Genomic DNA, 18179 nt, shown 5'->3' on the forward strand with positions numbered 1-18179 from the left:
ACGACACCTTAAAATGCGTTTAAGAACTAAAAATAGCCACAATAACACTTGCACCTAAAAAAGGTTCAACGCAGTAACCTTGCCTGTTTGATGGAATAAGCTGGGGATAATTTGAGGATAAGCTGGGCACAAAATAGAAAATTAATATTATGATCATCAACATCGCGACATCGATGCATTTCAGCAAAATGCTGTGTTTTAACTACACTAAATCTTACCTTTTAAACGTCTTAGCAGTTGTAACGATAGCGCACGGCTCATTCCCTATGAGCCATTCCCCTAAGCCCGGAACAATGCGGATTGGTTCCGGGCTACTTTTATCTGTCAAGCAAAGCTATAACGAAAGACAGACATTAAGCGACTCTTTTTACGTGATTAAATAAGCTGTAAAAGTTAGCTGTTGTTGCGTCTGCCAGTTCGGTTACGCTGATATTTTTAACCTGTGCTATCGCATCTGCTACTGCGGTTACATAAACGGGCTGATTGGTTTTCCCTCTGTAGGGCACCGGTGCCAGATAAGGCGAGTCAGTTTCTATCAGCAGACGATCCAGAGGTAATTTCTTCACCACATCACGTAGTTCAGTTGCATTACGAAATGTCATGATACCGGATATAGAAATATAAAAACCCATATCCAGCGCAGCCTTCGCCATTTCCCAGTTCTCGGTAAAACAGTGCAGTACTCCACCAGCATTAGCCGCGTTATGGCTTCGCATTAATGCCAACGTATCTGAACGGGCATCGCGGGTATGAATAATCAGCGGCTTATTTACCTGGTTAGCCACCTCAATGTGGGTAACGAAGGCTTGCTGCTGACTTAACTTTGACTCAGGTGAATAAAAGTAATCCAGTCCGGTTTCACCTACGGCAACAACATGTTCCAGCTGGCAGCACGAAAGTAGATGCTGCGGATCAACATTATCATTCTGATGTAGCGGGTGTTCACCACAAGAAACAGACACCATCGGGTACGGCGCTACAATCTGTTGCATCTGGTCAAATTCAGCCAGACTAACACATACACACAGCATGTGTTGTACTTGCCCAGCTTGAGCGTTGGCGATTACCTGCTCCAGCGTAAGCCCAAGTTTATCCAGTTCCAGCCGGTCAAGATGGCAATGCGAATCAACAAACAACGTTATTCTCTCAATTTAAATAGTATGGGTTGGATCGGGGGAGTTAAGCATTCCGCCGAGCAATTTTTCAATCTGGGCGCTCAGTTGAGATTTATCATCAATAAAGCTAATCCCAACACCGGCCGGGTTTGAACTTTGCGAGCCATGTGGCGTGATCCAGGCAACCTTGCCTGATACTGTTATAGACTCAAGTGAATCCGGTAAAGTAACACTCAGTGCCAGTGACTGCCCCATTTTATATTGCCGGGCAGTACGGACAAACAAACCACCATTTTTCAGAAATGGCATATAACTGCGGTACAAGTCTTTTAAATCATTAAAACCTATCGTCAGTTCTTCCATATGTCCTCCGGTTATCCGTGCAGCCGTTTAAGCTCTGTTAAAAATGCACTTAACGCCAGTTGCTTATTCTGCCCTAAAATCTGACTATCGTCACGGCACCAGCGGCTATACAGCATATGCATGGCCAATAAACGTTGCGGGTTCTGACTGTCTGAAGGCACAAGTTGTTGACGCAAGAACCAGCCCAGCAACTGGCTGATACCCTCTGACTGCTCCAGCTGCTTTACGCATTCAGTCAATGACAATTGTTGCTGCAGATACTGGGTTAAATGTTGCAGTGAGACCTGAAGTTGGTCAGCCGCACCACTTTCGAGCAATGCTAAAGCCTTTAGCGGCCCGCCTCCACAGTATGTCAGCAGAAAATCCGGTACTGCTCTGTTCGTTTGCTGTCGCAACCAATCTTTAGCATCATCACCAAATTCTGCTGCCAACTGCCACTGCTGGCAGCGACTGATGACTGTCGCAGGTAAAGCAGTGCCTGAGTTGCAGTAAAGTATAATAAAACTATTCTGTGGTGGCTCTTCCAGAGTTTTTAACAGCGCATTAGCTGCCGCCTCTGTTAATTTATCAGCATCGCTTACCAGTACCACTTTGTTTGGCTGTTGCTGTGGCCGCCCCTGCATAAACTGACTTAACTGACGCACAGCATCTATACCAATAGTGGTACCAGAGTTGTCCACCGCCAGAAAATCTGCATGATTTCCCGCTGCATACAGTAAACAACTTTTACATTCACCACAGGGCTTATTCTTTGCAGTACACAACAAAGAGGCGACCAGGTACTGTGCCAGCTGATGTTTGCCGATGCCTGACGGGCCTGTCAGCAAAATACCATGCGCCAGTTGCTGTGTCGCAAGCAGCCGACTCAACTGCTGCTGATACCGCTCTAACCAAGGCTGCAGCATGGTTTACTCAAACACCCGGCGCAGTGTAGCTAAAATACTGTCTTGCACCTGCTCCAGCGGCTGGCTGGCATCAATAACTTCTATGTTGGGCTCACTGGCGGCAATTTGCAGATACTTCTGCCGCGTGCGTTGGAAAAACGTCAGCTGTTCCTGCTCTATCCGATCCAACTCGCCGCGCGCCCTCGCCCGCTCCAGCCCAATCGCCGGATCAATATCCAGATACAACGTCAGATCAGGCGTCAGATCTCCAAGCACAGCATGGCGCAAGTGATTAATAAAAGCTTCGTCCAGCTGTCTTCCGCCTCCCTGATAAGCCCGGGAAGACATATCATGCCGGTCGCCAAGTACCCACTTGCCCTCACTCAGGGCGGGCTGAATGACATTGACGAGCAATTGCATCCTGGCTGCATACATCAGCAATAATTCTGTTTGCGGGGCGACGACCTCGTTATCCTGAACCTGTTTAACTAACGTTCTCAGGTTTTCTGCCAGCGCTGTACCGCCTGGCTCACGGGTGCACACGACCTCGTGGCCAGCGTGCTGCAGATACTGTTTCACAGTAGCAATAGCGCTGCTTTTCCCGGCCCCTTCCAGGCCTTCGACAACGATAAATTTGCCCTTACGGTTCATAACTTGGATCCCAGAATGTATTTCTTTACTGCACTATTGTGCTGTTCCAGCGTTGAAGAGAACTGATGCGTACCATCGCCTTTGCTGACAAAATAATATAAGTCTGTTTCAGCGGGTTGGGCAGCGGCCAGCAATGACGCCCGGCCAACCAGACTGATAGGGCCTGGCGGCAAACCAAAATGGCGATAGGTATTATATGGATGCGGGTTGTTCAAATCAGTACGGGTGATATTACCATTAAAATTTTCCAGTCCGTAAATCACTGTTGGATCAGTCTGCAGACGCATATTTTTACGTAAGCGGTTTACAAATACCGACGCAACCATGGTTTTTTCCGGTGGGTAACTACTCTCTTTTTCAATAATCGACGCCAGAATAAGCAGCTGATAAGGCGTTTGCAGCGGTAAATCGCCTTGTCTTTGCTCCCAGGCCTGCGCCAGCTCGTTTAATAAAGCATGTTGTGCGCGCTGCACCAGTTCACGGGCTGAACTGTTGGCGGTGTAATAATAAGTATCAGGATACAACAGCGCTTCTGCATTCACCGGGGTTTCCCCCCATTCTTGGGGCCACTGCAGCATTTGCTGCACTTGCAGTGCAGATTGCAAATCTTGAGTTAGATAAGGGGCTTGCGTTATACGCTGTAAGCTCTGCTGCACGGTTTCGCCTTCTATAAGCGTAAGCGCAAACTGGGCTTCTTTGCCACTTCTGAATAGTGCCAGCAGCTGTAACAGTGTCTGCTCACCGGATAACCGGTATACCCCCTGCTTTACACCTGCCTGTGCCGGGTGCAGGCGCAGATAAAGTTTAAGCGCCAAACAGTTTGTTGATGTAAGTTGTTGTTGCTGTTGCCACTGCCGACATAGTAACGCTGCAGAGCTGCCGGCAGTCACGGTGTAAATATCATCTGGTAAGTGCAGCGGGATCTGCTGTATGTATCGCACTAACGCGTAATAGCTGACACCAAGTAACAGCGCTACGATAAAGCCTAAGCGGATAAGTTTTAACATACTACCTGCGTTCTCATTTGCTGTACTGGTGCCAGTGATAAATCCCTGTTACAAAACCGGCGCACCGGGACTATCCCCATCAGGGCGTTGCAAACAGCAATAGCCTCCACCGTCTTTAACTCGTCCAGCTGCCAGTTCACTTCCTGTACCGGCAGTTGCTGCATAATGTTCTGCCGCATTACCCCAGCTACGCCGGCCCGTGTCAGCTCGGGGGTATACCAGTTACCTTCCCGGCAGAATAATACGTTAGCAGCACTGGCTTCAGTGACAAAACCCAGCTGATCAAGTACCAGCAGATCGTCATATGTACTGTCTTTCAGCTGCTGCTTAATCAGTACCTGCTCGAGGCGATTGTTATGTTTAAGCCCAGCCAGCACAGGTTGCACAGCAAGCTGTAATGTTGCCAGGCCAAGGAAAATGCCTTTTTGCGCTTCAGTATAATCTGGCATAGCACTGCTACTAACATAAACGCGCGGTGATGTTACACCAGAACAGCCATAGCCACGTCCACCTTCGCCACGGGAAATCAGTATTTTGATCACCTGCTCAGACATAGTGATAGCGGAATACGCCTGGGCAGTCACTAAATCCCAATCAATATCACCAAACATTAACTGTCGCGCTGAACGTTGTAGCCGCTGCAAATGCAAAGGCCACAGCTGTATTTCACCTGCACGCACCTGTATCGTGGTGAAAATACCATCGCCATAATTAAAACTACGGTCCTGTGGGGAAATTGCCGATTGCACACCTGTCACCGGGAAATTAATATCAGCGGCAGTATGCCTTAAAACGCAGATAAAACAAAGGCTGCACTTAAGGCAGCCTTTGTCTGTAAAAACAGCAGATTAAAGACGTTTGAACAGGATTGAGCCGTTTGTTCCGCCAAAACCGAAAGAGTTGCAAAGTGCATACTCCATCGATACCTGCCGGGCTTCATGCGGCACATAGTCCAGATCACAACCGTCATCCGGATTATCCAGATTGATGGTCGGCGTAACAATATTTTCCTGCAGTGACAACACAGTAATGATCGACTCAACTGACCCAGCTGCGCCAAGTAGATGGCCAATCATTGATTTGGACGAACTCACCATCACTTTCGATGCATGATCACCAAACACAGACTTAATAGCTTTCGTCTCTGCAATATCACCGGCAGGCGTTGATGTGCCATGCGCGTTAATGTAAGCAACCTGCTCCGCATTAACCTTGGCATCATTCAATGCATTACGCATTGATGCTGCTGCACCGGCGCCATTTTCTGGTGGAGAAGTCATGTGATAAGCATCACCGCTCATACCAAAACCAATCAGCTCGGCATAAATTTTCGCTCCGCGGGCTTTGGCGTGTTCATACTCTTCCAACACCATAACACCGGCACCATCACCCAGCACAAAACCGTCGCGGTCTTTATCCCATGGCCGGCTGGCTTGTTGCGGCGCGTCGTTACGGGTAGACAACGCCCGCGCAGCACCAAAACCGCCCATACCAAGCGGAGTAGACGCTTTTTCTGCGCCACCGGCAATCATCACATCTGCATCACCGTAACTGATCATGCGAGCAGCATGGCCGATATTATGCACGCCTGTGGTACAGGCAGTCACAATGCTGATATTTGGCCCTTGTAAACCGAGCATAATAGACAGCTGACCGGATATCATATTAATGATGGTAGACGGTACAAAAAACGGCGATAACCGTTTTGGCCCACTGTTAAGCAGCTTGGTATGATTATCTTCAATCAACCCCAGACCACCAATACCAGAACCAATTGCCGCGCCAATACGCGGAGCATTCTGCTCGGTAATTTCAATGCCTGAGTCACGAAACGCCTGGATCCCAGCCGCAACGCCATATTGAATAAACAGATCCATCTTTTTGGCGTCTTTCGCCGGAAAATATGGTTCTACATCAAAGTTCTTTACCAAACCTGCAAATTTAGTGGTGTAAGCGCTGGTATCGAAATGTTCAATCAGCGATATACCACTTTGGGCTTGCTGTAAACCCTGCCAGCTTGAGGCAACATCATTACCCAGAGGCGTCAACATGCCTAAACCGGTAACGACCACACGACGTTTTGCCACAAAACCCTCCGCCATGGAAATTTTATCGATCGTAAAATGAAAACGGGTAGCTTAGCTACCCGTTCTGCAAGCTGTTAGCTTACTCAGCGTGCGCTTTGATGTAATCAATCGCAGACTGAACAGTAGTAATTTTTTCAGCTTCTTCGTCAGGAATTTCAGTATCGAATTCTTCTTCCAGAGCCATTACCAGCTCTACTGTATCCAGAGAGTCAGCGCCCAGGTCTTCAACGAAAGACGCTTCGTTCTTCACTTCGTCTTCTTTAACGCCCAGTTGCTCAATAATGATCTTCTTAACGCGTTCTTCGATGTTGCTCATCTTTTCTTCCTTTTTCTCATATAAATCGCAACAATTCGTGCAATTTTGTGTGGCGCTAGTTTATGCGTAAGCTTTGTGGGTTGCAAGCTCGGAACACAGCATTTTATGCTGGTCTAACCTGCTCCCAGATCGGCCTACACCATATACATACCGCCGTTTACGTGAATTGTTTCACCGGTAATATAGGCTGCCTGCTGTGATGCCAAAAATGCAACCGTTGCTGCAATCTCTTCCGGCTGGCCTAAACGATTCGCCGGAACCTGAGCGAAAATAGCTTCTTTTTGATCATCAGATAGCTCTTTCGTCATGTCGGTATCAATAAAGCCTGGCGCTATCGCGTTCACGGTAATACCACGCGATGCCACTTCTTTAGCCAGTGACTTGGTAAAACCCAGCACACCGGCTTTTGCCGCAGCATAATTTGTCTGGCCGGCATTTCCCATAGAACCAACTACAGACCCGATACTGATGATCCGGCCAAAGCGCTTTTTCATCATACTACGCATCACAGCTTTACTTAAGCGGTATACCGATGTCAGGTTAGTTTGCATAATGTCAAACCACTCTTCATCTTTCATCCGCATCAATAAATTATCCCGGGTAATACCGGCATTATTAACCAGAATATCAATATCACCAAACTGGTTTTTTATCTGTTCCAGGCATTGTTCGATTGACGCTGTATCGCCAACATTTAACACCAGACCACAACCTTTGTCACCAAGATACGTACTGATAGCATCAGCACCTTTCTCTGATGTAGCAGTACCGACAACCTTGGCACCAAGTGCAGCAAGTTGTTCAGCAACAGCACGCCCGATACCACGGCTGGCGCCAGTGACCAGCGCGACTTTACCTTCTAATGAAATAAACTGTGTCATGTTAAATCCTTTACTGTGCACTAAGCGCCGCTTGCAGTGAGGCGACATCACCTACTGAACCGGTAGTTAATTCTTTATTTATACGCTTAATTAGCCCGCTTAATACTTTGCCAGCACCAAGCTCCAGTACATCTGTTACGCCCTGGGCTGCTAACCACTCTATCGTCTCAGTCCAGCGAACCGGGCTGTATAACTGACGGACCAGTGCGTCCTTTATCGCTGCTGCGTCATTTGTGGTTACAACATCAACATTATTGACCACCGGTATGACAGCATGATTAAAATTAAGTGCCGCCAAATCGGTGGCTAATTTTTCTGCCGCTGGCTGCATCAGTGCGCAGTGAGATGGCACGCTGACAGGTAATGGTAAAGCCCGCTTTGCACCGGCGGCTTTACACAGCTCACCGGCACGCTCAACCGCAGCTTTATGCCCGGCGATAACAACCTGACCAGGTGAATTGTAATTAACCGCTGACACCACCTCACCCTGAGCGGCCTGTTCACAGGCGGCAGCGATAGCTGCATCGTCCAGACCAATGATGGCAGACATAGCACCAACGCCAGCAGGGACCGCCTGCTGCATATAGTTGCCGCGTTTCTCCACCAGTTTAACCGCGTCTGACAGGCTTAATACCCCGGCACATACCAGCGCTGAATACTCTCCCAGCGAGTGACCAGCGAAGTATGCAGGCTGAACGCCACCTTGCTGTTGCCACAAGCGCCAGACCGCAACCGATGCGGTTAACAGCGCTGGCTGAGTACGCTGAGTTTCGTTTAAGTCGGCTTCAGGTCCATTTGCGACCAGTGCCCATAAATCATAACCAAGAGCATCAGATGCTTCAGTAAAAGTCTGTTTTACAATATCAAATTCGGCATATAAATCGGCCAGCATACCAACACTTTGCGAGCCCTGCCCCGGAAAGACGATTGCAAGTTTTGTTGTCATGTTAATTCCTGCAGAAAAATATAAAGTACTGACTAAGTTTAGTAACGCACCAGCGCCGACGCCCAGGCAAACCCACCGCCAAAAGCTTCCAGTAATAATGTCTGGCCGCGTTGGATACGACCATCACGAACAGCCTCATCAAGTGCTGTCGGCACTGTAGCAGCAGACGTATTGCCATAGCGGTCGAGGTTAATAACGACCTGATCCATTGACATGTCCAGTTTGCGGGCGACAGCAGAAATAATACGCAGATTCGCCTGATGTGGCACCAGCCAGTCTATCTCAGACTTATCCAGGTTATTTGCCGCCAGTGTCTGCTCTACAACCTCTGATAATTTGGTTACAGCAACTTTAAAGACGTCATTACCTTTCATTGAGCCCCATGACTGGTGGACAGATGCCTCGTTACCACGAATAGGATTATCAACATAAAGTAATTCTGAGTACTTACCATCAGCCTGAATATGAGTAGATAAAATACCCGGTTGCTCAGACGCTTCAAGCACCACAGCACCAGCCGCATCGCCAAATAAAATCACCATACTTCTGTCTTCAGGTGATACCAGGCGGGACAAGCAATCAGAGCCAACGACTAAAACGCGCTTGGCAATACCACTTTTTATATATTGATCGGCAACGCTCAGTGCATAACAGAAACCGGCACAGGCAGCTGCAATATCAAATGCAGGAACAGCATGCATCTGGAGCTCACGCTGAATTTCACACGCTGCGCTTGGCAAGGCTCTGGAGGCGCTGGTGGTGGCACAGATAATCATATCAATGCTGTTTTTGTCGATATCTGCTGCTTCAAAGGCTTTCAGTGCAGCTTGCGCCCCCATAGTTGCGACAGTTTCGTCGTCACCAATGATACGGCGCTCTCTAATGCCGGTTCGCTCGATAATCCATTCGTCGGTGGTTTCAACCATTGATTCAAGGTCTGCATTGCTGCGAACCTGAGATGGGAAATAACTCCCGGTACCTATAATGCGTGAATACATGCGGACCTACGCTTTATCAATTAATACGTGTTCCAACCGGCCTTTGATTTTAGCGGGTACCTGACGTTCTACTTCCCGTACCGCTTGCCGGATGGCACTGAGAAATGCTTCTTTAGTCGCATTTCCATGGCTTTTCACTACAATTCCGCGCAATCCTAACAGACTTGCACCATTATAGTGGTCGGGGTTCACGCCCAGATAAAGGTTTTTTATGAAAGGTTTGATTAACCAGCCGAATAATTGTGCAGTTACCTTGTCTTTAATGCTGGTTTCAAAGCGGCGCAGAATCAGTTTAGCCACACCTTCACAGGTTTTTAGTGCCACGTTACCAACAAAACCATCGCAGACGATAACATCTGCTTTGCCGGTAAAAATGTCATTACCTTCGATATAGCCGATGTAGTTAATGTCATTGCATTCTGATAACAACATGGACGCGCGTTTAATCTGATCAGAACCTTTAATCTCTTCCTCACCCATATTCAAAAGCGCAACTTTGGGTTGACTGATACCAATCACCTCTTCTGCCATTACAGCGCCCATCACTGCAAACTGAAATAACGTATCAGCGTCGCAATTGACAGTGGCACCTAAATCAAGCATGTAGACAGGATTACTTTCAATCGCTGGCAATGCACTGATCAATGCCGGGCGATCGACGCCATTGAGCATTTTCAGCACGAAATGCGCCATCGCAATTAGGGCACCGGTATTGCCAGCACTGACACAAGCCTGCACTTCGCCCTTTTCTACCAAGTCTAAAGCGACACGCATGGATGAGTCGCGTTTTGAACGCAAAGCGACTGATGGCTTCTCTGCCATCGATACGACCTGTGTACTATGCCGGATACTAAGTTGGGGGTGAGGAAAAACACCGTGCAACTTCAGCTGCTCGGTTAGTATGGCTTCGTCGCCACACAGAATCAGATGTAAATCAGAATATTCGCAAACTGCCGCAAGTGCAGCAGGAATAGTAGTATGGGGGCCATGATCGCCCCCCATCATATCTAATGCAAGTGTCAGCTTAAGCGGCTGCACCCGATGCACTCAGACTTATTTTACTTTACGGCCTTTGTAGTAACCGTCGGCAGTAATGTGGTGACGACGGTGCGTTTCACCGGTAGTAGAATCAACTGACAGCGTTGGGCCAGTTAATGCATCGTGTGAACGACGCATATCGCGGCGTGCACGTGATTTTTTGTTTTGCTGAACAGCCATGGTATTTCTCCTAAACTCACTTTTTCTTTAATTCTGCCAGTACAGCGAAAGGATTGGGTTTTTCCGGTTCCGGACCAATATCACCAAAGCTCATCGATGATGCACTAACGGCACAAACCGCTTCGTCATGCATCGGGAACAATGGTAAAGCCAGAATCAGCTCATCTTCCACTAACTGCCGTAAATTTATTTCGCCGTGCTCGTCTTTCTCGATCACGTCGTAACGCTCAGGAATTAACTCCAAAGCAGCGTCATCATCCGGTTTAACCGGAGTGTATGCAAAATTGCAGTCCAGCGACACTGTCATGGCTTCACCACAACGTTCGCAGGTTACACTCACTTCGCAAGAAGCGCCACCCTGTATAACAGTCAGGCCTTGCTGGTCAGTACCGCATTCAACTCGTACCGTTACCTCGCCCTGCTTATTAAGCAGACTTTCGGTTAACCGGGTTAAATTTACCAAAGGCACAATACCTTCGTAATCAGAGCGTTTTTGCGCTGCTTTAACCGGATCTATAGTAACGGGCATTTTTACTTTTTGCATAAGGCGCGCATCATATAGAAGCGCCCCCTTGCTGTCAAAGGGATCTGACAGATTTTTACCGTTTTTCTCGCGCATTTTTTTCATTCTGTTTATAGTGCTTCAGATTCTGAATACTAAGGCTATTTTTTGTCATGCGCGACGCTTTATCACCACCTTTATACCTGGCATCCACCTCTGTCTATCGTCAACAACTGCTGAGCAAACTGACTACGGCATTTACCGCCGTAAAGCCAGAGGTTGATGAAACGCCGCTGCCGGCAGAAACTGCCAATCAGCTGGTGTATCGGCTGGCGTTAGCAAAAGCCAACAGTATTGCCGCTTCTTTACAGTGCGGCCTGGTTATAGGCTCAGATCAGGTTGCTGTTTTTGAAAATGAGATTATCGGTAAACCGCACACCATAGAGAATGCTGTTAAGCAACTGACACATTTTAGTGGTCATACTGTAAGGTTCCTTACAGGCCTGGCAGTTGTCAATGCACATACAGGCAATGCTCAGATAGTGGTAGAGCCTTTTGACGTCACTTTTCGCCATTTATCAGCTGAAGAGATTGACGCCTATATTGCTAAAGAACAACCACTCGACTGTGCCGGTAGCTTTAAAAGCGAAGGTTTAGGTATTACCTTATTTAGCAGTTTAAACGGTAATGACCCAAACAGTCTGATTGGTTTGCCTCTTATCCGTTTAAATGCGCTACTGCTGAACGAGGGCGTCAATGTTTTACTCTGACTCAGATTACCTGCACTTATAATACATGCAGCAATTCCGGCATAGTATCGATTATCGCCTTAGGTGCATACTGACATAACACCTCTCTACCGTGCACACCGTGGGTAACACCAACTCTTGGCATGCTGATCGCCTGCGCCATTTTCATGTCATGGCTGGTATCACCCACCATAACAGCCTGCTCCGGCGCCATGTCCAGCTCTTGCAGGATTTGTTGCAGCATGTCAGGGTGAGGCTTAGATTGTGCTTCATCGGCACAGCGGCTGGTATCAAAATACTTCTGCAGCCCGGTTTCAGCAAACATGCGCGCAAGACCTCTGCGCTGTTTTCCCGTCGCAACGGCCAGTTTAATGTTGCTGTCTTTTAACTGTTGCAACACCTGCTCTACACCCATAAATAGTGGCGTTGGAGTAGTATCATGTAGTACGTAGTGATCGCGATAATGTGCAAACAACTGCTGACGCTTCGCCTCTTCTACACCCGGAAATAACATATCAAAGGCCGGGTCGAGACTTAAGCCAATGATCTGCTTAACGGCAAATTCAGTGGGTACCGTCAGTTCAGACTTGAGTGCAGCTGCACGCATTGATGAGACAATGCGCCCGACCGAATCCATTACAGTGCCATCCCAATCAAATATGACTAACGACACATTGTTTTTTGCTACTGACACCATACTATTTTCTCGTTAATTTATTTAGTGCTTGCTCAAGAACGCTATCTAGCGGCGCTTCAACGCGCATAGTTGTTTCAGTATTCGGATGCATAAAACTTAAGGTTTTAGCATGCAAAAATAAGCGATTTAATCCTATTTGCTGCATCTGAGCGGTAAAGGTGTTATCACCATACTTGTCGTCACAAGCAATTGGATGTCCTTTGCAAGCAGTATGCACGCGGATCTGGTGTGTTCTGCCGGTTACAGGAAATGCTTCGACCAGCGTGCCTTGCTGATAGCGCTGTAAGATCCGGAAGCGAGTTTCAGAGGGCTTGCCTTCGGCTTCATCAACCCGCACCACCCTTTCACCTGATTGCAGCGTATTTTTCTTCAGCGGCTCAGTGACTTTTCGCACTTTATTATCCCAATCACCGGCAACTAAAGCCCAATACTTTTTCTCTACGGTTTTATTACGTAGCTGCTCATGCAAATGGGTTAATACCGAGCGTTTTTTGGCAATAAGCAAACAGCCTGAGGTATCTCTGTCCAGACGATGCACCAGCTCTAAATGCTTAGCCAATGGCCGCAATGCCCGCAGCGCCTCGATTACACCAAACTGCAAACCACTGCCGCCATGCACAGCCATACCAGACGGTTTATTTAGTACAATCAGATCGTTATCTTCAAATAAGATATGCTGTTCCAGCCCCTTTACCATCGATAGTTTAGTGGAAACCGGTTCACCTTCCGCCGCGACAGTTAAAGGTGGAATGCGCACAACGTCATCCTGTTGCAGCTTGTATTCAGGTTTGATGCGTTTTTTGTTCACTCGCACCTCACCTTTTCGTAAAACTCGATAAATAACACTTTTTGGTACGCCTTTAAGCCGTGCCAACAGAAAATTATCTATACGCTGACCGATAAAATCAGGTTCTATTTCAATTATTTGCACCGGTAACTTGATTTCGTCGGTCATGGGTTTTGAATACTCTGCTAATATTAGATTTCAGTTGCTATCGGCTGCTTATTAGTGGGATAATCCCGGAGCTAATTCTGCCAAAACTGGCAATTAGGGCGCTCAAAGTGACGTAAGAGAATTTGTGCGGCAGCGTCTGGGGAACAGATCATACCGAAATCGTGGTGAAAACCAACGTTTTTATACCCCAGGCGTAAAACAAACGCCATTTGCCTGAGATAATGCTGCGTAATTTATTATCAACAGCGGCAAAACATGAATTCCGGTCAACCAGAGCAATAAAGATTATTGCTATAACGCAGCGCCTTAAGGCGGTGTGTTTCAGATCCAAAAACGAAAACAGCATAACATTGGGCTAAGCCAGCAATAGAGGCAAGCGCAGTGACAATTTGGTTTCTTCAGACATTCCAGTCGTGAGACTGCACCCATTAGTGTTTGATAACGTCTGAACACGCAAGTGCCCGCTGGGCTGCGTTGTGGCTGCAAAATGCGAGTCACTAACGATGAAAAGAATGTTAATAAACGCCACGCAGGAAGAAGAAATCCGCGTTGCACTGGTCGATGGCCAGAAATTATATGACCTGGATATAGAAAGCCCGGGCCATGAACAAAAGAAAGCCAATATCTATAAAGGTAAAATTACCCGGGTTGAACCCAGCTTAGAAGCAGCCTTTGTTGATTACGGTGCCGATCGCCACGGCTTTTTGCCTCTGAAAGAAATTTCCCGCGAATACTTCCCTGCCGGTTACAGCTTTGACGGCCGCCCTAACATTAAAGAAGTGGTTAAAGAAGGTCAGGAAGTTATTATCCAGATTGATAAAGAAGAGCGCGGCCAAAAAGGCGCAGCGTTAACCACCTTTATTAGTCTGGCTGGATCTTATCTGGTACTGATGCCAAATAATCCGCGTGCAGGCGGTATTTCCCGCCGTATTGAAGGTGACGAACGTCAGGAGCTGAAAGACTCGCTGGGCCAGTTAGAGATGCCGGATGGGATGGGCTTAATTGTCCGCACTGCGGGTGTGGGTAAGTCATATGAAGAGCTGGATTACGATTTAAAAGCGCTGTTAAAGCACTGGTCTGCGATAACAGAAGAAGCACAGAAGCGCGCTGCCCCCTTTTTGATTCATCAGGAAAGTAATGTCGTATTTCGTGCTATCCGCGACTATCTGCGCCGCGATGTCGGTGAAATTCTGATCGACAACCCGCGTATCTTTGAAGAAGCTAAAGTCTATATCCAGCAGTTCCGTCCGGATTTTGCGCACCGCGTTAAATTGTATCAGGGTGAAGTCCCGCTGTTTATGCACTTCCAGATTGAAACCCAGATTGAATCAGCGTTTCGTCGTGAAGTGCGTCTGCCGTCAGGCGGTTCCATCGTCATCGACAGCACTGAAGCCCTGACCGCTATTGATATCAACTCATCAAAAGCGACCAAAGGCGGTGATATCGAAGAGACTGCGTTTAATACCAACCTGGAAGCGGCAGATGAAATTGCCCGTCAGTTACGCCTGCGTGACTTAGGTGGCTTAATCGTTATCGACTTTATCGATATGACGCCAGTGCGCCATCAACGCGAAGTGGAAAACCGCTTAAAAGAAGCGGTTAAACATGACCGAGCAAGGGTTCAGATTGGCCGTATATCACGCTTTGGTCTGCTTGAAATGTCGCGACAGCGTCTGCGACCGTCACTGGGTGAGTCAGCAACACATGTATGCCCCCGCTGTCATGGCCGTGGCACTATCCGCAGTACTGAGTCCTCTGCGTTATCCATTCTGCGTTTAATCGAGGAAGAGTCGATTAAAGATAACACCAGCCAGATCCATGCTCAGGTTCCGGTGTCAGTCGCAACGTATCTGATGAATGAAAAGCGTGATGCAGTGCGCCGCATTGAAACACGTCACGGTATCCGTGTGTATGTTATTCCTAATGAGCACATGGAAACACCTAACCACGAAGTTATCCGTATTCGTATCGATGAAGAAATTGACGACGTCAGTTACAACATGGTTAAAGCACCGGAACTGACAGGTAACTTATATCAGCCGGTGTCGGATGCCGTTAAAGAAAAACCGGCTATTTCGGCAATAAACATTGCAGATGCTACCCCGCGCCCGGCGGCAAAAGCAGAAAAGCCTGCAGAACAATCACCTGGATTACTGGCGGCTATCGGCAATTGGTTTGGTAAGTTATTTGCTCCGGCAGAAGAAAAGAGCGAAGTGAAGAAGCCGGCTAAGGCGCCAGAGCGCGGCCCGCGTAATGGCAACCGCGAAAACAATCGTGATGCTGGTCGTGATAATAACCGTCGCCGTAACAAACAACGTCGCCGCAACGACGGTGAAGAGCGTAATAGCACTGTTACTCAGGTAAAAGACGAGACAGCCCAGGCCAAACCCGAGCGTCAGCAAAAGCAGCATGAGCAACGTGCACCACGTGCTCAGCAAGAGCAGAAAAAGCCTGTTGAGAAAGCACCGGTTGCCAAAGAGCAGGATGATAGCAGCGCACCACAGCGTGTTGCTGAGCGCCGCCAGCGCCGAAACATGCGTAAGTCTGTTCGGATGGATAAACCTGTCGCGACAGACAGTGCAGCAGCACACTTGGTGGACAACGCCACATCAATGCCAGCAGATGATATCGCTGATATTACGCCGGCCGCTGCGAAACATAACAGTGCAGAAGCTGCCGCTGAAGTTAGCGTAACCTCTACTGTACCGGCTCCTGCTGCAGAAGAGGTTAATGCATCCGAAACACTGGTAGCGACAGATGCAGCTGCAGAAACTGTGACAGAATCAGCTGAGCAAGACGCGAATGAGCCAAGAAGCCGCAACCGCCGCTCACCACGCCATTTACGTGCTGCTGGCCAGAAACGTAAGAAGGATCAAGAGCAAAACGATACTGCGGAAGTAAGTGACATCAGTACGGAAACCACCGATGTGGCTGAACAGGTAGTTGCACAGGAGCCTGTCACTGATAAGCCTGCAGTTGACTCTGCTGAAAAAGCTGATGTTGCCGTTGTCGTATCTGATGATAAAACTGCCGAAATCGTTGAGACTGCACAAACGCACAGTGAAGCTGAAGCAGCCGAGGTAGACACCGCAGTAGCACAGCCAGACAGCGATAAGCCAAAACCACGTGCACGCCGCAAGCCAGCTGCGAAAAAAGCACAAAGTAGTAACGCAGAAACTGACACAGCGACTTCTGATACACCTGCAGAAATAGCCGAAGTACAGCCCTCTGTTGAGGTAGCCGTAGCGCAAACTTCTGACGACAACGCTGATACAGTTAAGGCTGAGCCTGCACCTGCTGCAAAAGCTGAAGCAGCAGCCCCGGTGGTTGCAGAAACGAAAGCTACTGCAGCAAAACCTGCTGGCGGTCGCTATGCACAAATGGTTGTAGCAACAATGACTAAACCTGAAACAGCTGCAACAACGGTTGAAGAAGCGCCTGCACCGGCCGCGATGCCAGCAGCAGAGCGCCCGGCAGTTGCCAGTTCTCAGCGTCCTGCTGGTTCAGCCTTTGCCCGTCAGGCAGTGTCTGCACCGATGACCAAACCTAAAGCAGATGAATAAGCTGCTTTAGTTAAGTTGAAATAAAAAAGCCAGACAACAGTCTGGCTTTTTTGTGGGTTCGTATTTATCAGAAATCGTATTTGGCACTGAACTGAATACGGTTCATATCGCCATCAAGGCCTGATTCCACTTCACGGTTGGCAAACTTATATTCGATACCCACCATCAGCTTTTTAGATGCCTGGTACAACAGGTTAGCACTGTAACTCTGTGTGGTTTTCGTCACGCCTACCCCGGTCAGCGCTGTATCGTTATCTGCCATCAATGTTGAATACAGGAAAGTTGAGCGCCATTGGTCGTTCCATAAGTGGCGGTATGCAACAGAGAATGCAGTAACGTCAATGGTCTCCAGGTTACCATTTGCATCCAGCACTGCACCATTAACGGTATTTAGCCCGACATAACGGCCAAGACCTTTACCGGTATTGAACGTGACACGTAAGTCGTCTTTGTTAGAGAAATCTACTTTGGTACTGACTGACAAGCCATACGACGTCACTTCATCGTCAAAGGTGCCGTCATCAATAGCGATTTGACGAACTAAACCGGCTACCTTCACAAAACCCCAGTCAGTTTTCAGGCTGTAGCTGGCTGTAAAGTCAGGCGTAGCATTGTCGTCTGTGGTCATGCGGGGACCACCACCAAAAGGTGTCACTGTTGATTCGGGATTCTCAACGGCAAATGCAAAGTTGCCATGGGTATACCGCACCTGTGCCTGGCGGATAAAGATAGCTGCATCAGGGTTACCCACGAAGTCCAGTGTGTCAGGTAATGAGGCAACATCCATAAAGTTTGACCAGGTTTGACCCAGGGTCCAGTTTTTATACTTGATAAACGCATGACGCATTACCGGACTGTAGCCATTTGTCGTGCGCTGGTCATTACCATTGTTACTGGTCATAAAGTCAAATTCGAGGTGGCCGGTGATTTTGCTGCCATCTTCAAGTTCAGTTGCTGTAGAAAAGAAGAAACGTGACTGGCGTGCATGCATGTCAAAACGCGTAGTGCTATCGCCGCCGATCGGTGTTAGCGATGGCACATAAAACTCACGTCCCAGTGATACCATATCGCCATCAGCGTCTGTGACCATCGCATCAAGTTTTACGTAACCGCCGAAGGTAACATTAGTACCGCCGATATCAAACCCTGCAGCCTGAACACCGCCAGCAGCAAGCGCTATACAGGATGCCAGATAGGATACTGTTGTTATTTTTTTCATATGCCGTCTCTCCAACTTTGTTCTTTTA

19 protein-coding genes are annotated in these 18179 nt (G+C 48.1%); 2 read left to right on the forward strand and 17 right to left on the reverse strand.

All coding sequences use genetic code 11. From position 1 onward, the window contains the following. Positions 1 to 353 precede the first annotated feature (353 nt). From AC5SV9_RS01305 to yceD, 14 genes are all read right to left on the reverse strand, one after another. Entirely contained in the window at positions 354 to 1136 is a 783-nt protein-coding gene (locus AC5SV9_RS01305; RefSeq protein ID WP_475153261.1) for a TatD family hydrolase, read from the reverse strand. A gap of 15 nt (positions 1137 to 1151) precedes the next feature. Then, on the reverse strand, positions 1152 to 1478 hold the full coding sequence (locus tag AC5SV9_RS01310) for a PilZ domain-containing protein (RefSeq protein ID WP_134054576.1): 327 nt from the start codon (positions 1476 to 1478) through the stop codon (positions 1152 to 1154). An 11-nt stretch (positions 1479 to 1489) separates the two neighbouring features. After that, entirely contained in the window at positions 1490 to 2383 is an 894-nt protein-coding gene (gene holB / locus AC5SV9_RS01315) for a DNA polymerase III subunit delta' (protein ID WP_475153263.1), read from the reverse strand. Between the two features lie 3 nt (positions 2384 to 2386). After that, complete coding sequence (gene tmk / locus AC5SV9_RS01320; protein ID WP_475153264.1) at positions 2387 to 3013, reverse strand: dTMP kinase; 627 nt, start codon at positions 3011 to 3013, stop codon at positions 2387 to 2389. Then, positions 3010 to 4020, reverse strand: coding sequence for an endolytic transglycosylase MltG (gene mltG / locus AC5SV9_RS01325; RefSeq protein ID WP_475153265.1), 1011 nt, complete (start codon positions 4018 to 4020; stop codon positions 3010 to 3012). Before mltG ends, tmk begins: the two co-directional genes overlap by 4 nt. Then, a complete protein-coding gene (pabC, locus tag AC5SV9_RS01330; protein ID WP_475153266.1) occupies positions 4014 to 4769 on the reverse strand; it encodes an aminodeoxychorismate lyase in 756 nt (251 codons plus the stop codon). Before pabC ends, mltG begins: the two co-directional genes overlap by 7 nt. A gap of 99 nt (positions 4770 to 4868) precedes the next feature. Beyond that, positions 4869 to 6107, reverse strand: coding sequence for a beta-ketoacyl-ACP synthase II (gene fabF, locus AC5SV9_RS01335; protein ID WP_475153268.1), 1239 nt, complete (start codon positions 6105 to 6107; stop codon positions 4869 to 4871). Positions 6108 to 6186: 79 nt separating this feature from the next. Continuing rightward, positions 6187 to 6423: an acyl carrier protein gene (gene acpP, locus AC5SV9_RS01340; protein WP_134054564.1), complete on the reverse strand. Its 237-nt coding sequence runs from the start codon at positions 6421 to 6423 to the stop codon at positions 6187 to 6189. Between the two features lie 134 nt (positions 6424 to 6557). Beyond that, a complete protein-coding gene (gene fabG / locus AC5SV9_RS01345; RefSeq protein WP_475153269.1) occupies positions 6558 to 7304 on the reverse strand; it encodes a 3-oxoacyl-ACP reductase FabG in 747 nt (248 codons plus the stop codon). Between the two features lie 10 nt (positions 7305 to 7314). After that, positions 7315 to 8250 carry an ACP S-malonyltransferase gene (gene fabD, locus AC5SV9_RS01350; protein WP_475153270.1) on the reverse strand — a complete coding sequence of 312 codons (936 nt, stop codon included), beginning with the start codon at positions 8248 to 8250 and terminating at the stop codon, positions 7315 to 7317. Positions 8251 to 8288: 38 nt separating this feature from the next. After that, entirely contained in the window at positions 8289 to 9248 is a 960-nt protein-coding gene (locus tag AC5SV9_RS01355) for a beta-ketoacyl-ACP synthase III (protein ID WP_273021702.1), read from the reverse strand. A 6-nt stretch (positions 9249 to 9254) separates the two neighbouring features. Further along, positions 9255 to 10295 (reverse strand): phosphate acyltransferase PlsX, encoded by a 1041-nt coding sequence (gene plsX / locus AC5SV9_RS01360; protein WP_475153272.1) that lies wholly within the window; start codon positions 10293 to 10295, stop codon positions 9255 to 9257. Positions 10296 to 10301: 6 nt separating this feature from the next. Beyond that, positions 10302 to 10466: a 50S ribosomal protein L32 gene (gene rpmF / locus AC5SV9_RS01365; protein ID WP_008223049.1), complete on the reverse strand. Its 165-nt coding sequence runs from the start codon at positions 10464 to 10466 to the stop codon at positions 10302 to 10304. Between the two features lie 16 nt (positions 10467 to 10482). Beyond that, positions 10483 to 11085, reverse strand: coding sequence for a 23S rRNA accumulation protein YceD (yceD, locus tag AC5SV9_RS01370; protein ID WP_495473528.1), 603 nt, complete (start codon positions 11083 to 11085; stop codon positions 10483 to 10485). A 56-nt stretch (positions 11086 to 11141) separates the two neighbouring features. On the opposite strand from yceD, the gene AC5SV9_RS01375 reads away from it, so the two are divergent. After that, a complete protein-coding gene (locus AC5SV9_RS01375) occupies positions 11142 to 11738 on the forward strand; it encodes a Maf family protein (protein ID WP_475153275.1) in 597 nt (198 codons plus the stop codon). 16 nt (positions 11739 to 11754) lie between these two features. Here AC5SV9_RS01375 and AC5SV9_RS01380 read toward each other — a convergent pair whose 3' ends face one another. After that, positions 11755 to 12414, reverse strand: a complete 660-nt coding sequence (locus AC5SV9_RS01380) for an HAD family hydrolase (RefSeq protein WP_475153276.1) — start codon at positions 12412 to 12414, stop codon at positions 11755 to 11757. A gap of 1 nt (position 12415) precedes the next feature. Further along, positions 12416 to 13369: a 23S rRNA pseudouridine(955/2504/2580) synthase RluC gene (gene rluC / locus AC5SV9_RS01385; protein ID WP_475153277.1), complete on the reverse strand. Its 954-nt coding sequence runs from the start codon at positions 13367 to 13369 to the stop codon at positions 12416 to 12418. A gap of 503 nt (positions 13370 to 13872) precedes the next feature. Here rluC and rne point away from each other — a divergent pair. Continuing rightward, positions 13873 to 16932, forward strand: coding sequence for a ribonuclease E (gene rne, locus AC5SV9_RS01390; protein ID WP_475153278.1), 3060 nt, complete (start codon positions 13873 to 13875; stop codon positions 16930 to 16932). Positions 16933 to 16999: 67 nt separating this feature from the next. On the opposite strand, the gene AC5SV9_RS01395 is transcribed toward rne, so the two are convergent. Further along, positions 17000 to 18151: a DcaP family trimeric outer membrane transporter gene (locus tag AC5SV9_RS01395; protein ID WP_475153279.1), complete on the reverse strand. Its 1152-nt coding sequence runs from the start codon at positions 18149 to 18151 to the stop codon at positions 17000 to 17002. Positions 18152 to 18179: the final 28 nt, after the last annotated feature.

The organism is Rheinheimera sp. ATLC3, from assembly GCF_059429535.1.